An 18,068-nucleotide genomic window follows, 5' to 3' on the forward strand; every position below is an offset into this window, starting at 1 on the left:
AAAAATAATTTTCTTGGCAATTCATTCCAACGCAGGATTACTCCGTTAGATTGGCCTTCTTTTTAGCAGCTTCGTTCCTATCAATGGTATGTCCGGGCCTGGTCCATTTTGGCTTTTCGCCCTTGGCTGCATACTGGGAATCCTCAGCTTCCACAGTTTGGGGCTGGGAAACCTTGGTAAAAGCTTTTTGTGGGTTTAATCCCAACAGCTTAAACATGGCCATATCCTCATTAACATCCGGGTTGGGTGTAGTAAGCAACTTATCCCCGGCAAATATAGAATTGGCACCTGCAAAGAAACACATGGCCTGCCCTTCCCTACTCATTTGAGTACGACCGGCAGATAAACGGACTTGGGTTTCAGGCATAATAATTCTGGTAGTGGCCACCATACGCACCATATCCCAAATAGGAATCGGAGGTAGGTCTGCCATAGGGGTACCTTCAACTGCCACCAAGGCATTGATCGGCACGGATTCCGGTTGTGGGTCCAAAGTGGAAAGGGCCACCAACATACCTGCCCTATCTTCCAAAGCTTCTCCCATACCTATAATACCACCGCTACAAACGGTAACATTACTCTTACGTACGTTGTCTATAGTATCCAAACGATCCTTAAACGCACGTGTAGAGATTACATCTTTATAGTAGTCCTCGGAAGTATCCAAATTATGGTTGTAAGCATATAGTCCGGCTTCCGCCAAACGATGCGCCTGGTTCTCGGTAATCATTCCCAAAGTACAGCAAACTTCCATGTCCAGCTTGTTAATGGTACGCACCATCTCCAACACCTGATCAAACTCGGGTCCGTCCTTTACATTTCTCCATGCAGCACCCATACACACCCTTGAACTTCCGGCGGTTTTAGCACGCAAGGCCTGGGCCTTCACTTGGGAAACGCTCATAAGGTCATTGCCTTCAACATTGGTATGGTAGCGTGCGGCTTGTGGACAGTATCCGCAATCTTCAGGACATCCCCCTGTTTTAATGGATAGCAAGGTAGATACCTGTACCGTATTGGGGTCATGGTTTTCCCTATGTACGGTAGCCGCCTCATAGAGCAGCTCCATAAAGGGTTTGTTGTAAATATCCAGTATTTCCTGTTTGGTCCAGTTATGTCTTACTTCGCTCATACTTTTAAGTTCTTGGGGCTTTCCCCAACTTCCTTCTCTCCCAACTCCTACAAGGAGGACCTGCAAGGTCTTGGAGACCTTGTAGGTCTACACCTTGCAGGAGAGGGCAAGGAAGTTGGGGTCGGGCTTATTCGCTATATCTTTTTCAGTTTACCTTCGCCAGGCCCGGTAAACATAAAAAGGATGCCGCTGCAATCCCTAAGCCAACATTTATTTAGGGGTCAAAAATAACCTATAATCTGCAGAAATTGCAAAAATCGATTCCTAAATTATTAGATAATGCTATTTAATTAGGGCTTAATAAATATTTGATTAGTTAGAAATGGACTGTAGACAAACCAATAAATCCCTATTTAAAATGAATTAAGGTCTTCCAATAAGAATACTCACCGCATTCCCACCAAAACCAACCGCATTCACCATTACTTTGTTGATCTGTTTTGGAATGGCATCATTTGTCACATATGGCACTCCTATAAACTCTTGGTGCTGCAACATTAATACCGCCAGTTCCAAACTCAACATTCCGGAAGCACCAAAGGAATGTCCTAGCTTCCATTTATTAGTAGTCATTGCCGGCTCATGTGCTCCAAATACTTTTTCAATAGCCCTTACTTCGGACAAATCACCTTTAATGGTTCCAGGAGCATGCAATACCACCACATCTACCTCCTTTGGATCTATTCCGCCCAAAGCCATTTTCATGGATCGCTGAAAACAAACCGCATCAGAGGATATAGAAATATTGTGTTCCAGTATTTCGGTAGCATAACCCAGGCCTTCAATACGGGCAAGGGCATTTTGGATATTGCCTTTCTCCAAACATGCCATGGAGGCAGCTTCACCCAAAACCATGCTGTTCTGTTTCTTGTCCAAGTCCAAGGCTCTACAAGGGTAACCCTCAGGGTCGTTGGCCACAAACCGTGAATAGACTTTTAAGGCCTTCATCTGTGCAATGGTAAAAGGCGTTAATGGCGCCTCGCTACCCCCCACCAAAAATTTATTTGCCATGCCACTTTTAAGCCACGCCACCCCGTTCAACAAGGAATGCAGAGCCGTGGAACAGGTTATGGAATGTGATATTTCCGGGCCTTGTGTCTGCAGATCATGGGCCACCCAAGAAGAAATATTCCCCAAGGTGGTAGTAGGGGAAGATAAGGTAGAGGCCTCCCCATTTTGGATAAATTCGCTATGGTATTTTTCAAAAAGTCCGGTAGCACCTCTAGATGAGCCAATGTTTACCCCAAAATTACCATCCTTCCAACCGGCTTGACCTATAGCTTCCCTAGAGGCATAAATGGCATATAGTACAGATGGGTCCAAGTTTTTATACTTGGAATCCGAATTTTTTAAATCGGTTATCTTTTGTTGAGTATCCTCCGTTAGGACAGATCCCCAGGCGGTTAGATCGCCATAGTGTTTCTGCTGTAAAAAATGGTCTGGACGCTTATAATTTTCCCAGGTCTCCTTCAAGGAAGTTCCTAAAGGAGAGATGGAAGATAATGCGGTGATATAAATAGGTTGGTTCTGCATGGGTTAAAAAGAATTAAGAACTTCCTTTATACTGTTGTAGATTTTTTGCATTTGCTCCCTAGTGGTGATATAGGGTGCCAAAATGTAAATAGTGTTGCCTAAAGGTCGAAGAAAAACCCCCGAATCCATAAAATGCTTAAACAGTTTGTCCCTTACATTTCCATAACGCTCCATGACAATATTAAGATCCAGCGCGTAGATAATCCCAATTTGCCTAGTGGACGCAACTTTGGGGTGATCCTTTATTTCGGCATCAAACTCTTGGTGCCACTGTATTATTTGGGCAATATTTTTTTGAATATCATCAGATTTCAGCAATTCAATTCCCGCCAAAGCTGCAGCACACGCCAAGGGATTAGCTGTATAAGTATGCCCATGAAAAAGTCCCTTTGCAATATCATCACTGTAAAAGGCATCGTAAACTTCCTGGGTACAACTGGTCACCGCCATTGGAAGCATTCCTGCTGTAAGGGCCTTGGACATGCATATGATATCTGGCTTCACCTCCATATAATCGGAGGCAAAGTGCCTTCCTGTTTTTCCAAATCCCGTCATTACCTCATCGGCTATGGCCAATACCCCATGGGATTTTATCACTTTTAGAATTTTCTCCAAATGTTCGGCCTTGTGCATTTTCATGGCTGCCGCACCCTGCACCAAAGGCTCATAGATAAATCCGGCAATAGCATCAAGATCTATAGTATTTTCCAATTCATGCAATAGTCTACCAATATTGTCATCCGTAGGAACAGGAATCCTTTTTACATCAATAAAATAATCCTCAAAAGGGCCGTTATATACGGATAAACTGGAGACGGACATCGCCCCAAAAGTATCGCCATGAAAACCATCTTCAAAAGCCAATAAAACAGAGCGCTTTTTTCCTTTATTATGATGATACTGCAAGGCCATCTTTATTCCTATTTCAGTTGAAGTGGAACCGTTGTCTGAAAAAAACAATTTTTCTTGATTGGATGGCAGCAACGAAATTAGTGCTTCTGACAGCGCAATGGCCGGTTCATGTGTAAATCCACTAAAGACCACCTGATCCAACTGTTGCATTTGAGCGTAGACCTTAGCTATTATGGCATCATTACAATGACCGTACATACAGGTATACCAAGAGGAAATCCCATCTATGTATTCCCTGCCCTGCTCATCGTACAACACCGCCCCTTTGGCCTTGACAAGGCCAAGCATTTTGGGATGCAGTTTATGTTGCGTAAGTGGGTGCCAAAGGTGCTTTTGGTCCCTTTCCGAAAGACTTTTCAATTGAATATCCTTTTTAAATAGAGATGCAAAGATGGGGAATAATGACTAAAAACACTATCCCGATCCCAATTCATTTTAAGGGGATAATCAAACCATAATCCCTCTTAGATATAGGAAAATATTTTATCGGCCAAAGATATTATAATGCCATTAGCGCAGGACGCAGTTCTTCTGCGTATTTCCTAACAACATCCTTGGTCAAGGATGCTTCCTGTCCAATTCTTCCGAGCACAGAAACTCCCGTAATGTTGGAAATTATATCCTCAGAGGCAGCATTAGGCTCCCCATTAAATAGTACGGCAACATCATAACCCTTTAGCAAGAGCCATTTAATGGTTAACAGGGAATGATTAATACTGCCCAAATAATGCTTCACCACAACTATTACATGATAGGTGGGCATAATAATATCCAGAATAGTATCGGAATCATTCAGAGGCACCAGTACTCCACCTGCCCCTTCGATCACCAGATGGTTCTCTGTTTTGGGCTCATTTATTTTATTGTGATCTATATAAACCCCTTCCAAAGCAGCGGCCGCATGAGGACTAATTGGCGCCTTTAGGGAGTAGCTACTTTTATGTATTACCGTTTTGGTATTGGAAATTAAATTGGAAATCGTTTCACTATCAGAATCGTCCCCAGTTTGAACGGGTTTCCAATAATCGGCCTGCAAGGCTTCGACCATAACTGCCGAGGCGATTGTCTTTCCTACATCTGTTGATATTCCTGTTACAAAAAATTGTTTCATTCTAGCTTGGTTCTGTTATAAACTCACAATTTAGACATTTATACTTTCTTTTTTCAAAAAATGGAAAAAGTTTATAAAAAATCCCCTTCCTGTTATAATAAATCTCCATTCTTTGTGCTTTACAATTGGGACAACGCCTAAAATTACCTTGGTCGTCCATCGCATAGGCCCTGATTTCATTATAGATTTCCGTAGCACTTTCCTTATCGGAATAATATACCTGCAGCTTCACTCCGCCAATGGCATTACTGATAAGGGGGTCGGAATTAAGGGTGTTCTCATCCCTTAGAAATACGGGAATACCATCGGCCTCCAATCGGCCTTTTAATATTTGAACATCGGCTACATATTCAAAGGCAGCTAGGGTATAAAATTCTGGGTTCATGTTCTAATCAAATAAATCGGCCAATATTAAAAGTACATCCTTAATTTCATTTTCGGTATTAAAACTGTGCAAACAAAATCGCAATCGCTCCTGACCTTTTGGAACGGTGGGCGAAAGAATTGGCTTTACGTCAAAACCCTTTTCCTGCAATTGTAGCGACCAATTTTTCACCTTTTCATTGCCTTCTACCAAACAACAATGTACGGCCGAATTACTGGGAATAAAATAGGGTTCTAGGTCATGGTCCCTCAATTGATCCTTAAAAAAATTGATATTCCGCCTAAGTTGCATTTGCCCACCTCTTGACATGGACATATGTTGACAAGCTGCCAAAATCGTTGCCAAGGAATGCGGCGGCATACCCGTAGTATAAATAAAACTGCGTGCAAAATTCACCAAATAACTTTTAAGGGCATGGCTTCCCAATATTGCTGCGCCATGACAGCCCATGGCCTTGCCAAAGGTGACGATTCTGGCAAATACCCTGTCCTGCAGCCCAAATTCATTTAACAATCCCTCTCCCCTTTTACCAAATACACCAACCGCATGGGCTTCATCAACGACCAAGTAGGCCCCTTTGGAAGTGCACAATTCCGCCAGTGCTTTTAAATCCGGTGAATCTCCGTCCATGGAAAAAACCGATTCCGTAACCACATAAATATCGCTATCAACCTTTCTTTCCCGCACTCTGTCTATCTGCCCTTTAAGACCTTCCAATTGGTTGTGTTTAAACTTATAGCTTTGGGCAAGGCCCATCCCAATACCATCACGAATACTGGCGTGCGAGAGTTCGTCATAAAAAACAACATCTGAACGCTGTGGAACGGCACTAAAAAAACCTATGTTGGCATCGTATCCCGAATTGAAGACCAATGCCGATTCCGAGCCAAAAAAGCTGGCCAACAAATTTTCCAACTCCCCATATAATCCATTATTACCCGTCAACAGCCTGGATCCAGTAGCGCCGTTGGCTATGGCATCTTTCCTATCCAAGATGCTGGAGGCATTTTTAAAAATGGTCTCGTTTTTGGCAAAACCCAAATAATCATTGGAGGAAAAATCGATCAGGCCATTGGGCACTGGCAATTTCCGAAGGGCATTATTGGCCTGTCTTTCGGTGAGTTTAGCCGACAATTTTTTTGGGAATTCCGTCATATTACAAATGTAGCATATCCTGTATTTAAATAGTATATTCGTTTATACAAAGCCATGCAAAAATAATATTCGGAACCTTGTCCTTGGCCAGGTTCCCCATCTATAAAACGTTTCGAAACCAAATTGTATGAAAATCAACATTCTAAGCCTGCTTTTTCTTGCCAGTTGCATAAGCTTGCAAGGCCAAACCAACCGCTACACCATATCCTTTGAAAATGCCGTACATCACGAAGCGGAAATCACAGCCTCCTTTCCACAGCTGAATCCAGGTGTGCTATCTGTACGTATGGGCCGCTCCTCTCCTGGGCGCTATGCCCTACATGAGTTTGCAAAAAATGTATACAATTTTAAGGCAACCGATAGCAAAGGAAAACCCTTAGAAATCCATAGGCCCAATCCCTACCAATGGGATGTTAACGGCCATGACGGGGAGGTGAAGATAAGTTATACCCTTTTCGCCAATCGTGGGGACGGCACCTATGCGCAAATTGATGAAACCCATGCCCATTTAAATATCCCGGCAACCTTTATGTATGTGGGCAAATTGGAAGATCGGAAAATAGAAGTGGACTTTAGGGTTCGTGAAGACCTCAACTGGAAGGTGGCTACCCAAATGCCCAGAGTAATGGGCAATATCTATACCGCGCCCAACCTACAATACTTCATGGATAGCCCCACGGAAATCAGCAATTATGGACTACGCCAATTTACTGTGGACAATAATGGACAGCAACAGACCATAGAATTTGTCTTGCACCACAACGGAACGGAAGCAGAGCTGGACACCTATTTTGAACAGGTAAAGAAGGTGGTTCTGGCCGAAAAGGACGTTTTTGGTGAACTGCCCAACTACGATTACGGGACCTATACATTTTTGGCCTGTTACATCCCCAATGCTTCCGGGGATGGTATGGAACATAGAAATTCTACCATTCTTACGGACAGGGAAGGGTTGGCAGAAGGCGGTATGAAGAATAATATAGGCACCGTTGCCCATGAATTTTTTCATTGCTGGAACGTGGAACGTATTCGGCCCCAGGCTTTGGAACCCTTCAATTTTGCCGAAGCCAATATGAGCGGGGAACTATGGTTTGCGGAAGGTTTTACCAGTTATTACACCAATTTTATCCTTTGTCGCGCCGGTATCATCACCCCTGAGGAATATGTAGAGGGCCTAACAGGTACTTTTAATTATGTTTGGAACTCTCCGGCCAGACAGTTCTTTAACCCTATAGAAATGAGCTATCAGGCACCCTTTGTGGACGCTGCCACTTCTGTGGATCCGGTAAATAGGGACAATACCTTTATCTCCTATTATTCCTATGGCAGTGTTTTGGGATTGGCCCTGGATCTTTCGTTGCGACAAAACAAGTTGAATTTGGACGATTACATGAAATTAGTTTGGCAGACCTATGGCAAAAAGGAAGTGCCCTATACGCTGTCCGACCTACGTGAAACCTTGGTACAGTACGCCGGAAAAGAATTTGGAAATCACTTTTTTGATCAATATATCCATAACAGTGAAATGCCCAATTATGAGGAGCTGTTCAACTCAGTAGGCATAGTGCTGAAACGTGCCAAGGACAAACCTTATTTTGGGGCAAGTGTAAACATCAACCAATTTGGTGCGGGCCTTGTACAACGTAATACCACCATTGGGAGCCCGGCCTATACCGCAGGGTTGGAGTACGGGGATGTGATTACGGCGATAAACAATATCCCCCTGACTTCTAACCAGAATTTTGGGGAGTTAATAGCACAATTCAAGGTAGGGGAAAGTGTTCAGGTAGCCTACACCCGATTTGGCATTCCAAAAACCACCACGGTTGTTTTAAGTGCGGATCCCTCCTATACCATAGAATTAATGGAGAAGGGCGGAGGCAAAGTCAGTAAACAAGTATTAAAAAATAGAAAGGATTGGCTAAAAGTGGAATAAATGGAAATAAAATTCACCCGCTGCAGCACAAAATCCGAATTGCAGCAAATCTTGGACCTGCAACATAGGAACCACTTACAAAATGTGGATGCAGATGAAAAGGAAAAAGAAGGATTTGTTACGGTATCCCATACTTTGGAACTCCTGACCCAAATGAATACCGCCTGTCCCCATATCATTGCCAAGGACCAAGATAAAGTAGTGGGCTATGCACTTTGCATGCATCCACGATTTGGAAATGACGTTGAGGTCTTAAAACCCATGTTTGTGGAAATCAATGCGGTAATACCCAAAGCGGACCCCTATATGGTCATGGGGCAAATCTGTATAGACAAGGAGTATAGGCGGCGGGGCATTTTCAGAAAACTGTACGAGACCATGAAGAATAGCCTACAACCGGAGTTTACCGGTATCGTTACCGAGGTAGATGCCACCAACCTCCGTTCGCTGGAAGCGCATTACGCGGTGGGATTTAAGGAACTAAAAACCTATAATGCAGGCGGACAGGATTGGAAGTTAATTGTTTTGCGGTAATGATTTTTGGGAAATAAGATGGAATAACCGTAAGACTTGGGCGCAAACCTACCTAGCCGTCAAGCAGGCGTTAACCATCCGATAAGCTAGGTAAGATAATTGAGAAATTTGTATTTGATTCGTTTTTGGTGTATTTTTACACCAAAATAAAAATTATGTCTAGACAAAGTATTTCATTCACAGAACCCAACGATGAATGGTTAAAAAAACAAGTAGACAATAAGGAGTACTCTAGCAAAAGTGAACTGGTCAATGATTTGATCAGACAAGCCAGAAAACAACATGTCCAAATAGATTGGATCAGAACTAAATTAGAAAAAGCTGAGAACAGCGGATTTACTGAAGATAGTAAAGAACAAATATTAGAGCAATCCAAGTCCTTACTTCGTGGCTAACTATAAATTAAGCAACTCTGCCAGAGTGGATTTGATACGAATTCATCAATACGGTGTAAGAAAATTTGGTGTTGAACAAGCTGACCAATACTTCTATTCATTTTTCGAGTATTTTGACATTATTGCCCAACTACCTTTTTCATTTGAAGCAGTTGATTTTATAAAAGAAGGCTATAGACGTTGTGTTTGCGGTTCAGATAGTATTTATTACAGAATACAGGATGACACTGTTGAAATAATGGCCATTATTGGAAGGCAAGATTTAAACAATATGCCACTCTAACCTCCGTTAGCGCAGATTAAATAGTTATTTCTCCACAAATTCCTGTGCTAACTCAACCTTGTCCAAATCGGCAGGCTCATATCTTCCCTATTATTAAATAGTAACTCAAATTACTTAACCGGTACTTCTAGGAAGCCGGAGAATAACTGAATCCCTTCGGCAATGCAAGCTTTGCTGTTTAATGCCAAGTTTTTATATATTTATAACGTCCGCAAGATTTTTTCTCAAATTAATGACCTAAAGCATGCGCCCATGATGAAATATTCCGTTTTATTGATCTTTTTCTTTTCATGTTTATTTTTGGCACATGGACAGGCAGAAAACCAGTTTGAAAATGTAATTATCACCTCCAACAAGAAAAAAACCCAAGTAAAAGCAGGTAACAATGGGCAATTGCATCTAAATGTATCCCCAAAAAATGTCCTTAAATTTAAAGCTATTGGATGGGTACGCTATAGTGATTTCGGCGCCACAGGTGATGGTAAAACAGATGATATGGACGCCATTGCCGCAACCCATGCCTTCGCCAATCTTCACGGCCTTATGGTGAAAGCCGACCAGGGTTTCACCTACTACATAGGAGGCAAGGAACGTACGGCAGAAATCCAAACCGATACCGATTTTGGAACGGCGGCCTTTATTATTGATGATACCCAAGTCCAAAACCACAAAGCTTCGGTTTTTAAGGTGGTTTCCAACTTACAGCCCTTTAAACTGGATGGCATAACATCACTTAAAAGAAACCAGGAAAAAATAGACGTCGTTTTGCCTCAGTCCTGTCTTATCACGGTTACGAATTCCAATGTGAGGCACTATATCCGCTTTGGGCTAAACCAAGACAATGGCTCCCAGCAAACCGATATCTTTGTCGTTGACAAAAACGGACATGTGGATTTGGACGCCCCCATTATTTGGGATTTTGAGCAGATTTCGAATGTAACCGCCATACCCTTGGACACCACAACCCTAAATATTACAGGAGGACGTTTTACCACCATTGCCAATAAGGCCGAATCCAAGTACAATTATTATAGCAGGAACATCTGGGTCAACCGTTCCAATGTAGTAATCGATGGGCTGGAGCACCACGTCATAGGAGAAGGAGATCATGGTGCGCCCTATGGCGGCTTTCTCAATATTCGTGACTGTGCCTATGTAACAGTGAAGAACACCCTCCTCACCGGTCGCAAAACCTACCGAACTATTGGCTCGGCAGGGAAACCGGTATCTATGGGCTCGTATGACCTACTGGTAAACCGTGGCCTCAATGTAAAGTTTGAGAATTGCAGGCAGACCAATGATATTAACGACAATACCTATTGGGGGATAATGAGTTCCAATTACTCCAAGAACCTGATCTATGACCATTGCACCTTTTCACGCTTCGATGCCCATAAGGGGGTTGCCAATGCCACGATCCTAAATTCTACCCTTGGCCATATGGGAATCAATGCTATAGGTAGCGGTGTCTTGACCATTGAGAACAGCACTATCCGAGGTAAAACCCTAATTAATTTGCGCGAGGATTATGGAAGTACATGGCAGGGAGAGATAGTGATCCGTAACTGTGTTTTTATACCCGAAGGGGGCAAGCCCAGCGAAGCCAACATTATAGGAGGTTCCTACTCTGGGCAGCATAATTTTGGCTATACCTGTTATATGCCGGAAAGGATTACCATAGAAAACCTACGCATAGATGACAGCAATCATCCGGAAGACTATGAAGGGCCCGCCATTTTTAAAGATTTTAATGAAGAAATGACGGACGATACTTATCAGGAGAAATTTCCCTATATCAGAACCAATGAAATAATCCTTAAGAATGTGACTACCGCAAGCGGCAAGGCTTTGATCATCAGCAGAAATCCGTTTATGTTCAAGGATGTGAAAGTGCATACTGATTAAGGTGCTCAGTATTTGAGTCTTTTATCCCTTGGCGGGTACCTAACTAAGTCGGCCGACAGACGTGACGCCCGCACCAGCAGGGGATTTACCTAAAACCTACTAATTGCGAACAGACGGATTTGAAACCGCTCGAAGGGAATCAATGGTTTTCTGCAGCTCTAGATCCAAATAACCATCGCCGGCGCAAGCCTCTGGGTTGGATATGCAGAACTGAGCGCATTTTTCAATACTTTCACTACACTCCTTACGTATTGATCCATTCTTGCCACAGGTAAAAACTACGGACAAAACAGCGGAGAGTAACACCGAATTTATAATTTTTGTTTTCATATTACCCACTTTTAGTTAATCTTTAAAATTTCCCAAAAACTTTACCAACAAATATTTTATTCAGGCGCTTATAAAATGTATAAATTGTCTTAAAACATTTTTAAAGAAAATCCTTTTTTCACATGTTTAAAAGAGTAGAACAAAGCTATATCGGTTACCGACCAGGTTTTCGAACTGCTTACCAGTACTATTTTTTTCGCTATAATTTATAGCCTGTGCCGATAAGAACGGTGTCCTACAGCATTAAGAAAGACAGTTTACTAGGTACTTCACACCGCTTATCTGTCGTAAACACTTTCACAAAGATTCCATACATCCTCTATATCTTCTTCTAGATCACGCTTTTTACCTTCTATCCTTGCACCGATGTCCAATACTTCTGAATCCCTAAAACAATTGTTGGTTGCGATATAATCTTCATAAATTTTTAATTCTGCAATATAATCTCTAGTCCTTTCTCGGGCATACCAACAATTTTCATAAGATTGCTCTTTTGGTTTACCTTCCTCATCTATATAGATATCATTCTCATAGTCTTCCTGAGATTCATCTAAACTCTTTTTTATTGAAATAGCGCATTCTGATTGACCTAAATCTTCAAGTCCACAACTATAACTAAGTAACACTATTGCGGTTATAAAAATAATTTTACTTTTCATAAATGCCTTTTTTTATGGTTTTGCCCCCCGCATTAATCAGACGCAAATTTTACGCCTATCAACACCTGTGAGTATCGATTTCTTGAAAATGAAACGGGTTTAAATTAACAGTAATTCAAAACTAAAAAAGCATAAAGAATTGAAATATAACGTATGTAACAAAGTCTAAAAGAAATGTAACTTTGAGTGTAATATTCTGTATATCAATATATTACATAAAGAATGAAGGTGTTTGGTCGTAAGCTTTCCCCGCTAGCGCTGGGCATCTTGCCTACCTTTGGAAGGCAGACTCATGCCACGCAAAAGTAAGAAAACTCGCAGGGAAAAGTCTCCCGACTTTGTGCTAAACAACGTGGCTATAACATTATTATCCAAGAGAAAAAAGCATTCCTTAATTACCACAATATAGTGTCATCTTCCCTATGAGACATATAGACACTCTTTCAACTATTGGCCATCACAATCGCTCACATTTCACCAATTCACAAGTAATTACTACTTATTTCCGTAATTAAAATATAGCTTGCCACCCTCCATAAATCTCATAACAAGAATAATCTTATAAATAAAAAATGAGAGTCCTACAAATAACATGAGGTAGTTCATCGAAAAAATTATGTTAAAATTAAAATTTTAACTTATTTTTAAAACTCTAAGAACACGCCATTGTTCAAACTTATATGCCCCTTTGTTATGTGCTGTACGTTTGGTTTTTCCCAGAGTATCAATTTTGACCAATTGGGCAAGAATAAATGGGTGCGGTACAATGGAGGGATTGCGGCAAACGCAGTCTACTATGATGGTACCGCCAACCGACAGGATTTCACCTATTATTTAACGGGTAATCTCAATTTCAATATAGCCGGACTTTATAATATTCCACTTTCGTTCACCTACTCCAATCAAAATTTCAATTTCCCAAATCCCTTTAAATTCAATCGATTAAGTCTTCACCCTTCCTACAAATGGGCTACCGCACATATTGGGGATGTTAGTATGACCTTCTCCCCTTACACCCTCAGCGGACACCAGTTTAGTGGGGGTGGGTTCGAGTTGAATCCTGAGGGGAAATTCCAGATTAGTGCCATGTACGGTCTCTTCCTGAAAGCAACGGAATATGACCCCGAAGAACCCAGAGCACTTACAGCGTATAAACGTATAGGTTACGGAATAAAAACGGCCTATGATTTCGATTTTATGAAATTGGGAATTATACTTTTTAAGGCCAACGATGATGAAAATTCCTTGGAAAACCCTTTCCCTGTAGAACTGGGACTTTCCCCTAAAGACAATGCAGTTCTTTCGTTTGAATCGGAATTCCGATTATTGGACAAGGCCCAAATAAGAATTGAGTATGCCATTTCTGGAGTTACCGAAGATGCTAGGCTAACTGATGCCCCCGCCTCCAACGGTCTGCTCTCTTTTATGCTCAATGAAAATATAAGCACAAATTATTACAACGCCTTAAATGCTTCTTTTACCTATCCTGCCGGTAACGGCACCGTGGGCGCCGGATATGAACGTATAGATCCAGAATATAAGACCCTGGGCGCCTACTACTTTAACAATGATTTGGAGAACATTACCCTAAATGCAAGTCAGACCCTCTTTAATAACAAAGTAAACCTCAGTATAAATGCAGGAATACAACAAGACAATCTGGATAATGCCAAGACATCGGACCAACAGCGTATTGTAAGTGCTGTTACCCTCAATTATACGGCTTCGGAACGTTTGGGTATCAATGCGGGATACTCCAACTTTCAATCCTACACCAATATTCGAGACCAATTCGACTATATCAACCAAGTTGGGGAATTCGATAATATAGACACCCTAAATTACAGACAGATATCGCAAAATGCCAATCTCGGTATAAATTATATTCTAAAAAAGACGGAGAACAAACAGCATAGCACCAACCTGAATTTGGTGTACCAAAATTCCAATAACCAACAAGAGGGTGAAAACATAGAGGGAGGCAATAATGCCTTTTATAACGGTATGGCAGGGTATACCCTAGGTTACCCCAAACAAAACCTAACCGTTACCTTGGCCGCTAACACCTCCTACAATACAATTGGTGAAACAGACAATAGCCTTACCTTGGGCCCAACATTGGCGATAGGTAAACAATTCTTTGACAAACAACTCCGCACTCATCTTTCTACCTCCTACAATACTTCCTATGCCAATGGCCAGCAGCAAAATAATATATACAACTTTAGATTGGGCAGTAATTATGCCCTGTTGAAAAAACATAACCTCAGCCTAAATTTCTTGGCACTTTTTCGCAATTCCACTTTAAATACAGGACGCGACCTAACCGTAACCTTTGGTTATAGTTATGCCTTTGATAACTTCAAACTGAATTTGGAGCCTGGAGAGCGCACCCCTCGGGCTAACCCACTTGGTATCAGTGAAAACATCTTAAGTTTCCGCTACAGAAATGTCACCTATAGTGGTACAATTCCAGAGTTGAACCGACAACTAACTACAGTTTTCCAAAGTTCTCAATTTGAGGATATCCCACAATTCAAAAAAAATGAACTAACGCTTTTATTGGCTTTGGTGAAAGATCAAAAACAAGAGCAGCCCTATAAAGAAAATGCTATTACCTTTTTAAAAGAACTTTACTCTTTTGAAGATTTCTTGGCCACTTATAATGATGCCTTATTTGCCGTTATACAAAAAATTAAGTTTGATATGCGCAAAATAGACCTCACTCTGGAAAATAGCTTTGTGGAGACCAAGGTGAAAGTGGACGAACACCCGTTGAACAAAAAAGATAGAGAAATGGAGGCCACTGAAGAAGAAAAATCGACTTTTAAGGCCCTTTTGGCAGAACGGGAAGAGCGCTTGCAAAAATTAGTTGGCCACCGCTGGATGCAGGGAATTTTCATGGAATTTAATTCTATTGATGTTGTTCTGGAACCAGCTGGATATCTAAGGGATTTTAAACAAATGGCATCAGTAAAATCATTCGAGATATTTGATAATAGCCAAGATGTGGATGAATTGGAAGATTATTTAGAAAATGAGATTATTGATTTTTATTACAAAAAATCCTTGGGCCTTGTTAATCCTGATGATTTTGAATTGAATTATATTAACAAAAACTAAGGCCCCTACCCCCCTAAAGGCCAGAAATTTATTATCCAACCGGATATTAATATTGTATGGCAAAACTATTACGACTGTATGTTTTTATTTTTTCCGTTTTTAAAGGGAACTTTTCCTTTAAAAGGTGGTGTGCGAACATATGGCATTCATTACATATTTCTTTTGCCAATAATAATTCCTTTGACCCTTTTAATATTTCAGCTATAAGATGTAGTAGATTTGGGAGGATTTTCTTGTGGCTTCTGCTAACAGCTAACTGTTTGCTTGCTAGTGCCCAATCCTTTCCTGTACAATTAATTCCCCAGGTTACCCCACCACCACCCATATACTTTTCGCAATATGCCGATGCCAGCACCACAAACAGCTCGTTACGGCTTCAAATTATACTGAACGATTTAGAAATCAACAATCGTGAAATACGGCTAAAGGCCTATTTTCAAGGAAATGGAATTTCGTTCCAGAGCAATGATGTAGTAGTTGGCTCAAGTCCCTTGTTTTTAGAAGGCGGTGTTCCCTTGGTATTGACCAATGCAGAATTGGCTCCATATTTTCGCTTTGAAAATATTACGGGTATTTCACCCAATGTCTATGGACAAGCTATTCCCGAAGGAGCCTATCAGTTTTGTTATGAGGTGTATGATGTTCTTACCGGCAACCGCCTTTCCCAAAAAAGCTGTGCTATAAGTGTAGTCTTCCAGAACGAACCTCCCTTTTTAATATCCCCAAGGAACAAGACCCTCGTTGCCGAGAACAATCCGCAAAACATTGTATTTCAATGGACACCCAGAAGTATTAACGTTAGCAATGTGGAATATGAGCTAAGCTTGGTAGAGATTTGGGACACCCAGATAGACCCACAAGCCGCTTTTTTAAGTTCCCCACCCGTATTTCAGACCACCACTACTTCCACCACTTATGTATATGGGCCGTCCGACCCTCTTTTACTATCTGGTAAAAACTATGCTTGGCGGATACAAGCAAAAGCCAAACAGGGTGCTGAAGAAATTGGACTATTTAAAAATCAGGGTTATAGCGAAATATTCTCCTTTAGCTATGCAGGGGCATGCGATTTGCCCCTAGGAATAGGCCATGTAGTAAAAGGCAGCACCAATGCTAATATTTTTTGGGATGATTTTTCTACGGAGGTTCCAGAATATACTATACGCTATAGACAGAAAGGCAATACGAACGAGTGGTTTTTGAATAAGACCACTACGAACCAAACAACACTGTGGGATTTAAAGGCCGGTACTACCTACGAATACCAATTGCAGAAAAAATGTGTGGTTACAGGTAGCGAATGGAGTATGACCGAGCAGTTCACCACCTTTTTAGACGATAATGAAGCTAGTGTTTACCAATGTGGCATAACCCCCAATTTTAGCCTGACGAATAAAGAACCTCTTCCTAAATTAAGTACAGGAGAAAGTTTTGTCGCCGGTGATTTTCCAATACATGTTTTGGAGATAAGTGGTAGCAACGGCAGGTTTACTGGCAAGGGTTATGTGACTATTCCCTATCTCAACAGCATTAAGGTAGGTGTTGAATTCACCAATGTGATGATCAATACCGATAAGCAAATGTCCGAGGGCACCGTGGTTACGGTCTATGACCCCAACTTAGCGAGTATTCTGGATGTGGATGATGTAGTGGAGACGGTAGAAAATGCTGTTGATGCTGTTGGGGAATTGGTTAACTCAATTGGTGAAGCTCTAAATTTAGACATCAATAGGGATACAAAAGAAAGAGTAAATCAAATTGTTGATGCCATGGTTGCCAAGATTAAAGACGAAGATTTACCTGAAGATCTTAAAAAGCAGGTAGAGGAAGCGGCAAAACAAATGAAGGATGCAAAAGAACGCTTTGATTATGCAATAGACAAAGGTGACACAAGTGCAGCACAAAATGCACAATCAGATTTTGAAACTGCCCAGGTCAATTTAAAGTCCACCAAAGCGCATATTGACGATTATAAGGATGACATTGCCGATTTATTGAAAGAGGCCCTTTTTCAGTTATATAGAGAAGGTAGGGATAAAAATGTTTATTCAACATTTACCGAAGTTAAGACAAGAATTTCTAATGATTATACGGAGGATTCGAAAATTCTGGTTTTTGACTTTGAAGAAGCTATTGATACATATATACCAGACATCCCAAATCAAAATGAACTCAATAATGCTGAATTGGATTTGGGCATCTATTTGTTTTCAAAAGTTTTAACAACAGACGACGACGAATTATTTAATAGCTTTTTAAACAAGTCCAAACAGTTAGATGCTAATTTTTTCCAAATCATCAAAGAAAGTAAAGAGAATGGAGAATCCAATCAAGAGATTATCAATTTTTTAAAAGAAGAGCTTAAACTAGTTTTTGCCAAAATCCTAATTCCAGACCTTTAATTTGACAGAATAATGATGAAACGTAAACGAGATTTAGAGCCCATAGTAGCTTATACAATTGCCATAATTTTAATTGTGTACCTATTCATAAGCTATGACACCTTTTCTCCTGATGAAGAATTTCCTTCTTCTTGGAAGGCTGGTTTAGTACATAGAGGCTTGATTTTTATTTTGGAAGATAGTGTCGGGCGTATTATTGGTAAAGGAGGCCTTTTGTTATTAGGCTTTTATTGTATTCGGCAACTATATACCTCTTTGAGACCTAAAAAATAG

General features: G+C 41.0%; 16 protein-coding genes. 8 read left to right on the forward strand and 8 right to left on the reverse strand.

Annotation, left to right across the window (positions count from 1 at the left end; genetic code table 11):
* Positions 1-37 precede the first annotated feature (37 nt).
* The 6 genes from bioB to KO529_RS19820 all read right to left on the reverse strand — a co-directional run bounded on the left by bioB (position 38) and on the right by KO529_RS19820 (position 6,228).
* Positions 38-1,132: a biotin synthase BioB gene (bioB, locus tag KO529_RS19795; RefSeq protein ID WP_215949582.1), complete on the reverse strand. Its 1,095-nt coding sequence runs from the start codon at positions 1,130-1,132 to the stop codon at positions 38-40.
* Positions 1,133-1,495: 363 nt separating this feature from the next.
* Positions 1,496-2,665 carry a beta-ketoacyl synthase N-terminal-like domain-containing protein gene (locus KO529_RS19800; protein ID WP_215949583.1) on the reverse strand — a complete coding sequence of 390 codons (1,170 nt, stop codon included), beginning with the start codon at positions 2,663-2,665 and terminating at the stop codon, positions 1,496-1,498.
* Between the two features lie 3 nt (positions 2,666-2,668).
* On the reverse strand, positions 2,669-3,937 hold the full coding sequence (gene bioA / locus KO529_RS19805; protein WP_215949584.1) for an adenosylmethionine--8-amino-7-oxononanoate transaminase: 1,269 nt from the start codon (positions 3,935-3,937) through the stop codon (positions 2,669-2,671).
* Positions 3,938-4,076: 139 nt separating this feature from the next.
* A complete protein-coding gene (gene bioD, locus KO529_RS19810; RefSeq protein WP_215949585.1) occupies positions 4,077-4,688 on the reverse strand; it encodes a dethiobiotin synthase in 612 nt (203 codons plus the stop codon).
* A gap of 1 nt (position 4,689) precedes the next feature.
* Positions 4,690-5,073: a DUF2007 domain-containing protein gene (locus tag KO529_RS19815; RefSeq protein ID WP_215949586.1), complete on the reverse strand. Its 384-nt coding sequence runs from the start codon at positions 5,071-5,073 to the stop codon at positions 4,690-4,692.
* A 3-nt stretch (positions 5,074-5,076) separates the two neighbouring features.
* Entirely contained in the window at positions 5,077-6,228 is a 1,152-nt protein-coding gene (locus KO529_RS19820) for an aminotransferase class I/II-fold pyridoxal phosphate-dependent enzyme (RefSeq protein ID WP_215949587.1), read from the reverse strand.
* 127 nt (positions 6,229-6,355) lie between these two features.
* Here KO529_RS19820 and KO529_RS19825 point away from each other — a divergent pair, with 127 nt between their 5' ends.
* The 5 genes from KO529_RS19825 to KO529_RS19845 all read left to right on the forward strand — a co-directional run bounded on the left by KO529_RS19825 (position 6,356) and on the right by KO529_RS19845 (position 11,281).
* The gene (locus KO529_RS19825; protein ID WP_215949588.1) at positions 6,356-8,164 is read left to right on the forward strand and encodes a M61 family metallopeptidase; all 1,809 of its coding nucleotides are present in this window, start codon (positions 6,356-6,358) and stop codon (positions 8,162-8,164) included.
* Positions 8,165-8,698: a GNAT family N-acetyltransferase gene (locus KO529_RS19830; protein ID WP_215949589.1), complete on the forward strand. Its 534-nt coding sequence runs from the start codon at positions 8,165-8,167 to the stop codon at positions 8,696-8,698.
* A 155-nt stretch (positions 8,699-8,853) separates the two neighbouring features.
* Positions 8,854-9,093: a ribbon-helix-helix domain-containing protein gene (locus KO529_RS19835; RefSeq protein ID WP_111622471.1), complete on the forward strand. Its 240-nt coding sequence runs from the start codon at positions 8,854-8,856 to the stop codon at positions 9,091-9,093.
* Positions 9,086-9,376 (forward strand): type II toxin-antitoxin system RelE/ParE family toxin, encoded by a 291-nt coding sequence (locus KO529_RS19840; RefSeq protein WP_215949590.1) that lies wholly within the window; start codon positions 9,086-9,088, stop codon positions 9,374-9,376. The genes KO529_RS19835 and KO529_RS19840 overlap by 8 nt, the downstream gene beginning before the upstream one ends.
* A 252-nt stretch (positions 9,377-9,628) precedes the next feature.
* Positions 9,629-11,281, forward strand: a complete 1,653-nt coding sequence (locus KO529_RS19845; protein ID WP_215949591.1) for a hypothetical protein — start codon at positions 9,629-9,631, stop codon at positions 11,279-11,281.
* A gap of 99 nt (positions 11,282-11,380) precedes the next feature.
* Here the strand turns inward: KO529_RS19845 and KO529_RS19850 are convergent, their stop codons facing one another.
* Complete coding sequence (locus KO529_RS19850) at positions 11,381-11,611, reverse strand: hypothetical protein (RefSeq protein WP_215949592.1); 231 nt, start codon at positions 11,609-11,611, stop codon at positions 11,381-11,383.
* A gap of 278 nt (positions 11,612-11,889) precedes the next feature.
* Entirely contained in the window at positions 11,890-12,270 is a 381-nt protein-coding gene (locus KO529_RS19855) for a hypothetical protein (RefSeq protein ID WP_215949593.1), read from the reverse strand.
* 693 nt (positions 12,271-12,963) lie between these two features.
* Here KO529_RS19855 and KO529_RS19860 point away from each other — a divergent pair.
* From KO529_RS19860 to KO529_RS19870, 3 genes are all read left to right on the forward strand, one after another.
* Positions 12,964-15,393, forward strand: a complete 2,430-nt coding sequence (locus KO529_RS19860) for a hypothetical protein (RefSeq protein ID WP_215949594.1) — start codon at positions 12,964-12,966, stop codon at positions 15,391-15,393.
* Positions 15,394-15,653: 260 nt separating this feature from the next.
* Entirely contained in the window at positions 15,654-17,795 is a 2,142-nt protein-coding gene (locus KO529_RS19865) for a fibronectin type III domain-containing protein (protein ID WP_215949595.1), read from the forward strand.
* 12 nt (positions 17,796-17,807) lie between these two features.
* Complete coding sequence (locus tag KO529_RS19870) at positions 17,808-18,068, forward strand: hypothetical protein (RefSeq protein WP_215949596.1); 261 nt, start codon at positions 17,808-17,810, stop codon at positions 18,066-18,068.

The organism is Arenibacter algicola, from assembly GCF_018860365.1.
In the GTDB taxonomy this organism is placed as follows: domain Bacteria; phylum Bacteroidota; class Bacteroidia; order Flavobacteriales; family Flavobacteriaceae; genus Arenibacter; species Arenibacter algicola_B.

What these genes read in the sequence shown, in the direction of transcription:
- bioB (WP_215949582.1), bottom strand. Translation starts at nt 1,132, where the DNA reads ATGAGCGAAGTAAGACATAACTGGACCAAACAGGAAATACTGGATATT.
- KO529_RS19800 (WP_215949583.1), bottom strand. Translation starts at nt 2,665, where the DNA reads ATGCAGAACCAACCTATTTATATCACCGCATTATCTTCCATCTCTCCT.
- bioD (WP_215949585.1), bottom strand. Translation starts at nt 4,688, where the DNA reads ATGAAACAATTTTTTGTAACAGGAATATCAACAGATGTAGGAAAGACA.
- KO529_RS19815 (WP_215949586.1), bottom strand. Translation starts at nt 5,073, where the DNA reads ATGAACCCAGAATTTTATACCCTAGCTGCCTTTGAATATGTAGCCGAT.
- KO529_RS19820 (WP_215949587.1), bottom strand. Translation starts at nt 6,228, where the DNA reads ATGACGGAATTCCCAAAAAAATTGTCGGCTAAACTCACCGAAAGACAG.
- KO529_RS19825 (WP_215949588.1), top strand. Translation starts at nt 6,356, where the DNA reads ATGAAAATCAACATTCTAAGCCTGCTTTTTCTTGCCAGTTGCATAAGC.
- KO529_RS19830 (WP_215949589.1), top strand. Translation starts at nt 8,165, where the DNA reads ATGGAAATAAAATTCACCCGCTGCAGCACAAAATCCGAATTGCAGCAA.
- KO529_RS19835 (WP_111622471.1), top strand. Translation starts at nt 8,854, where the DNA reads ATGTCTAGACAAAGTATTTCATTCACAGAACCCAACGATGAATGGTTA.
- KO529_RS19845 (WP_215949591.1), top strand. Translation starts at nt 9,629, where the DNA reads ATGATGAAATATTCCGTTTTATTGATCTTTTTCTTTTCATGTTTATTT.
- KO529_RS19850 (WP_215949592.1), bottom strand. Translation starts at nt 11,611, where the DNA reads ATGAAAACAAAAATTATAAATTCGGTGTTACTCTCCGCTGTTTTGTCC.
- KO529_RS19855 (WP_215949593.1), bottom strand. Translation starts at nt 12,270, where the DNA reads ATGAAAAGTAAAATTATTTTTATAACCGCAATAGTGTTACTTAGTTAT.
- KO529_RS19860 (WP_215949594.1), top strand. Translation starts at nt 12,964, where the DNA reads ATGTGCTGTACGTTTGGTTTTTCCCAGAGTATCAATTTTGACCAATTG.
- KO529_RS19870 (WP_215949596.1), top strand. Translation starts at nt 17,808, where the DNA reads ATGATGAAACGTAAACGAGATTTAGAGCCCATAGTAGCTTATACAATT.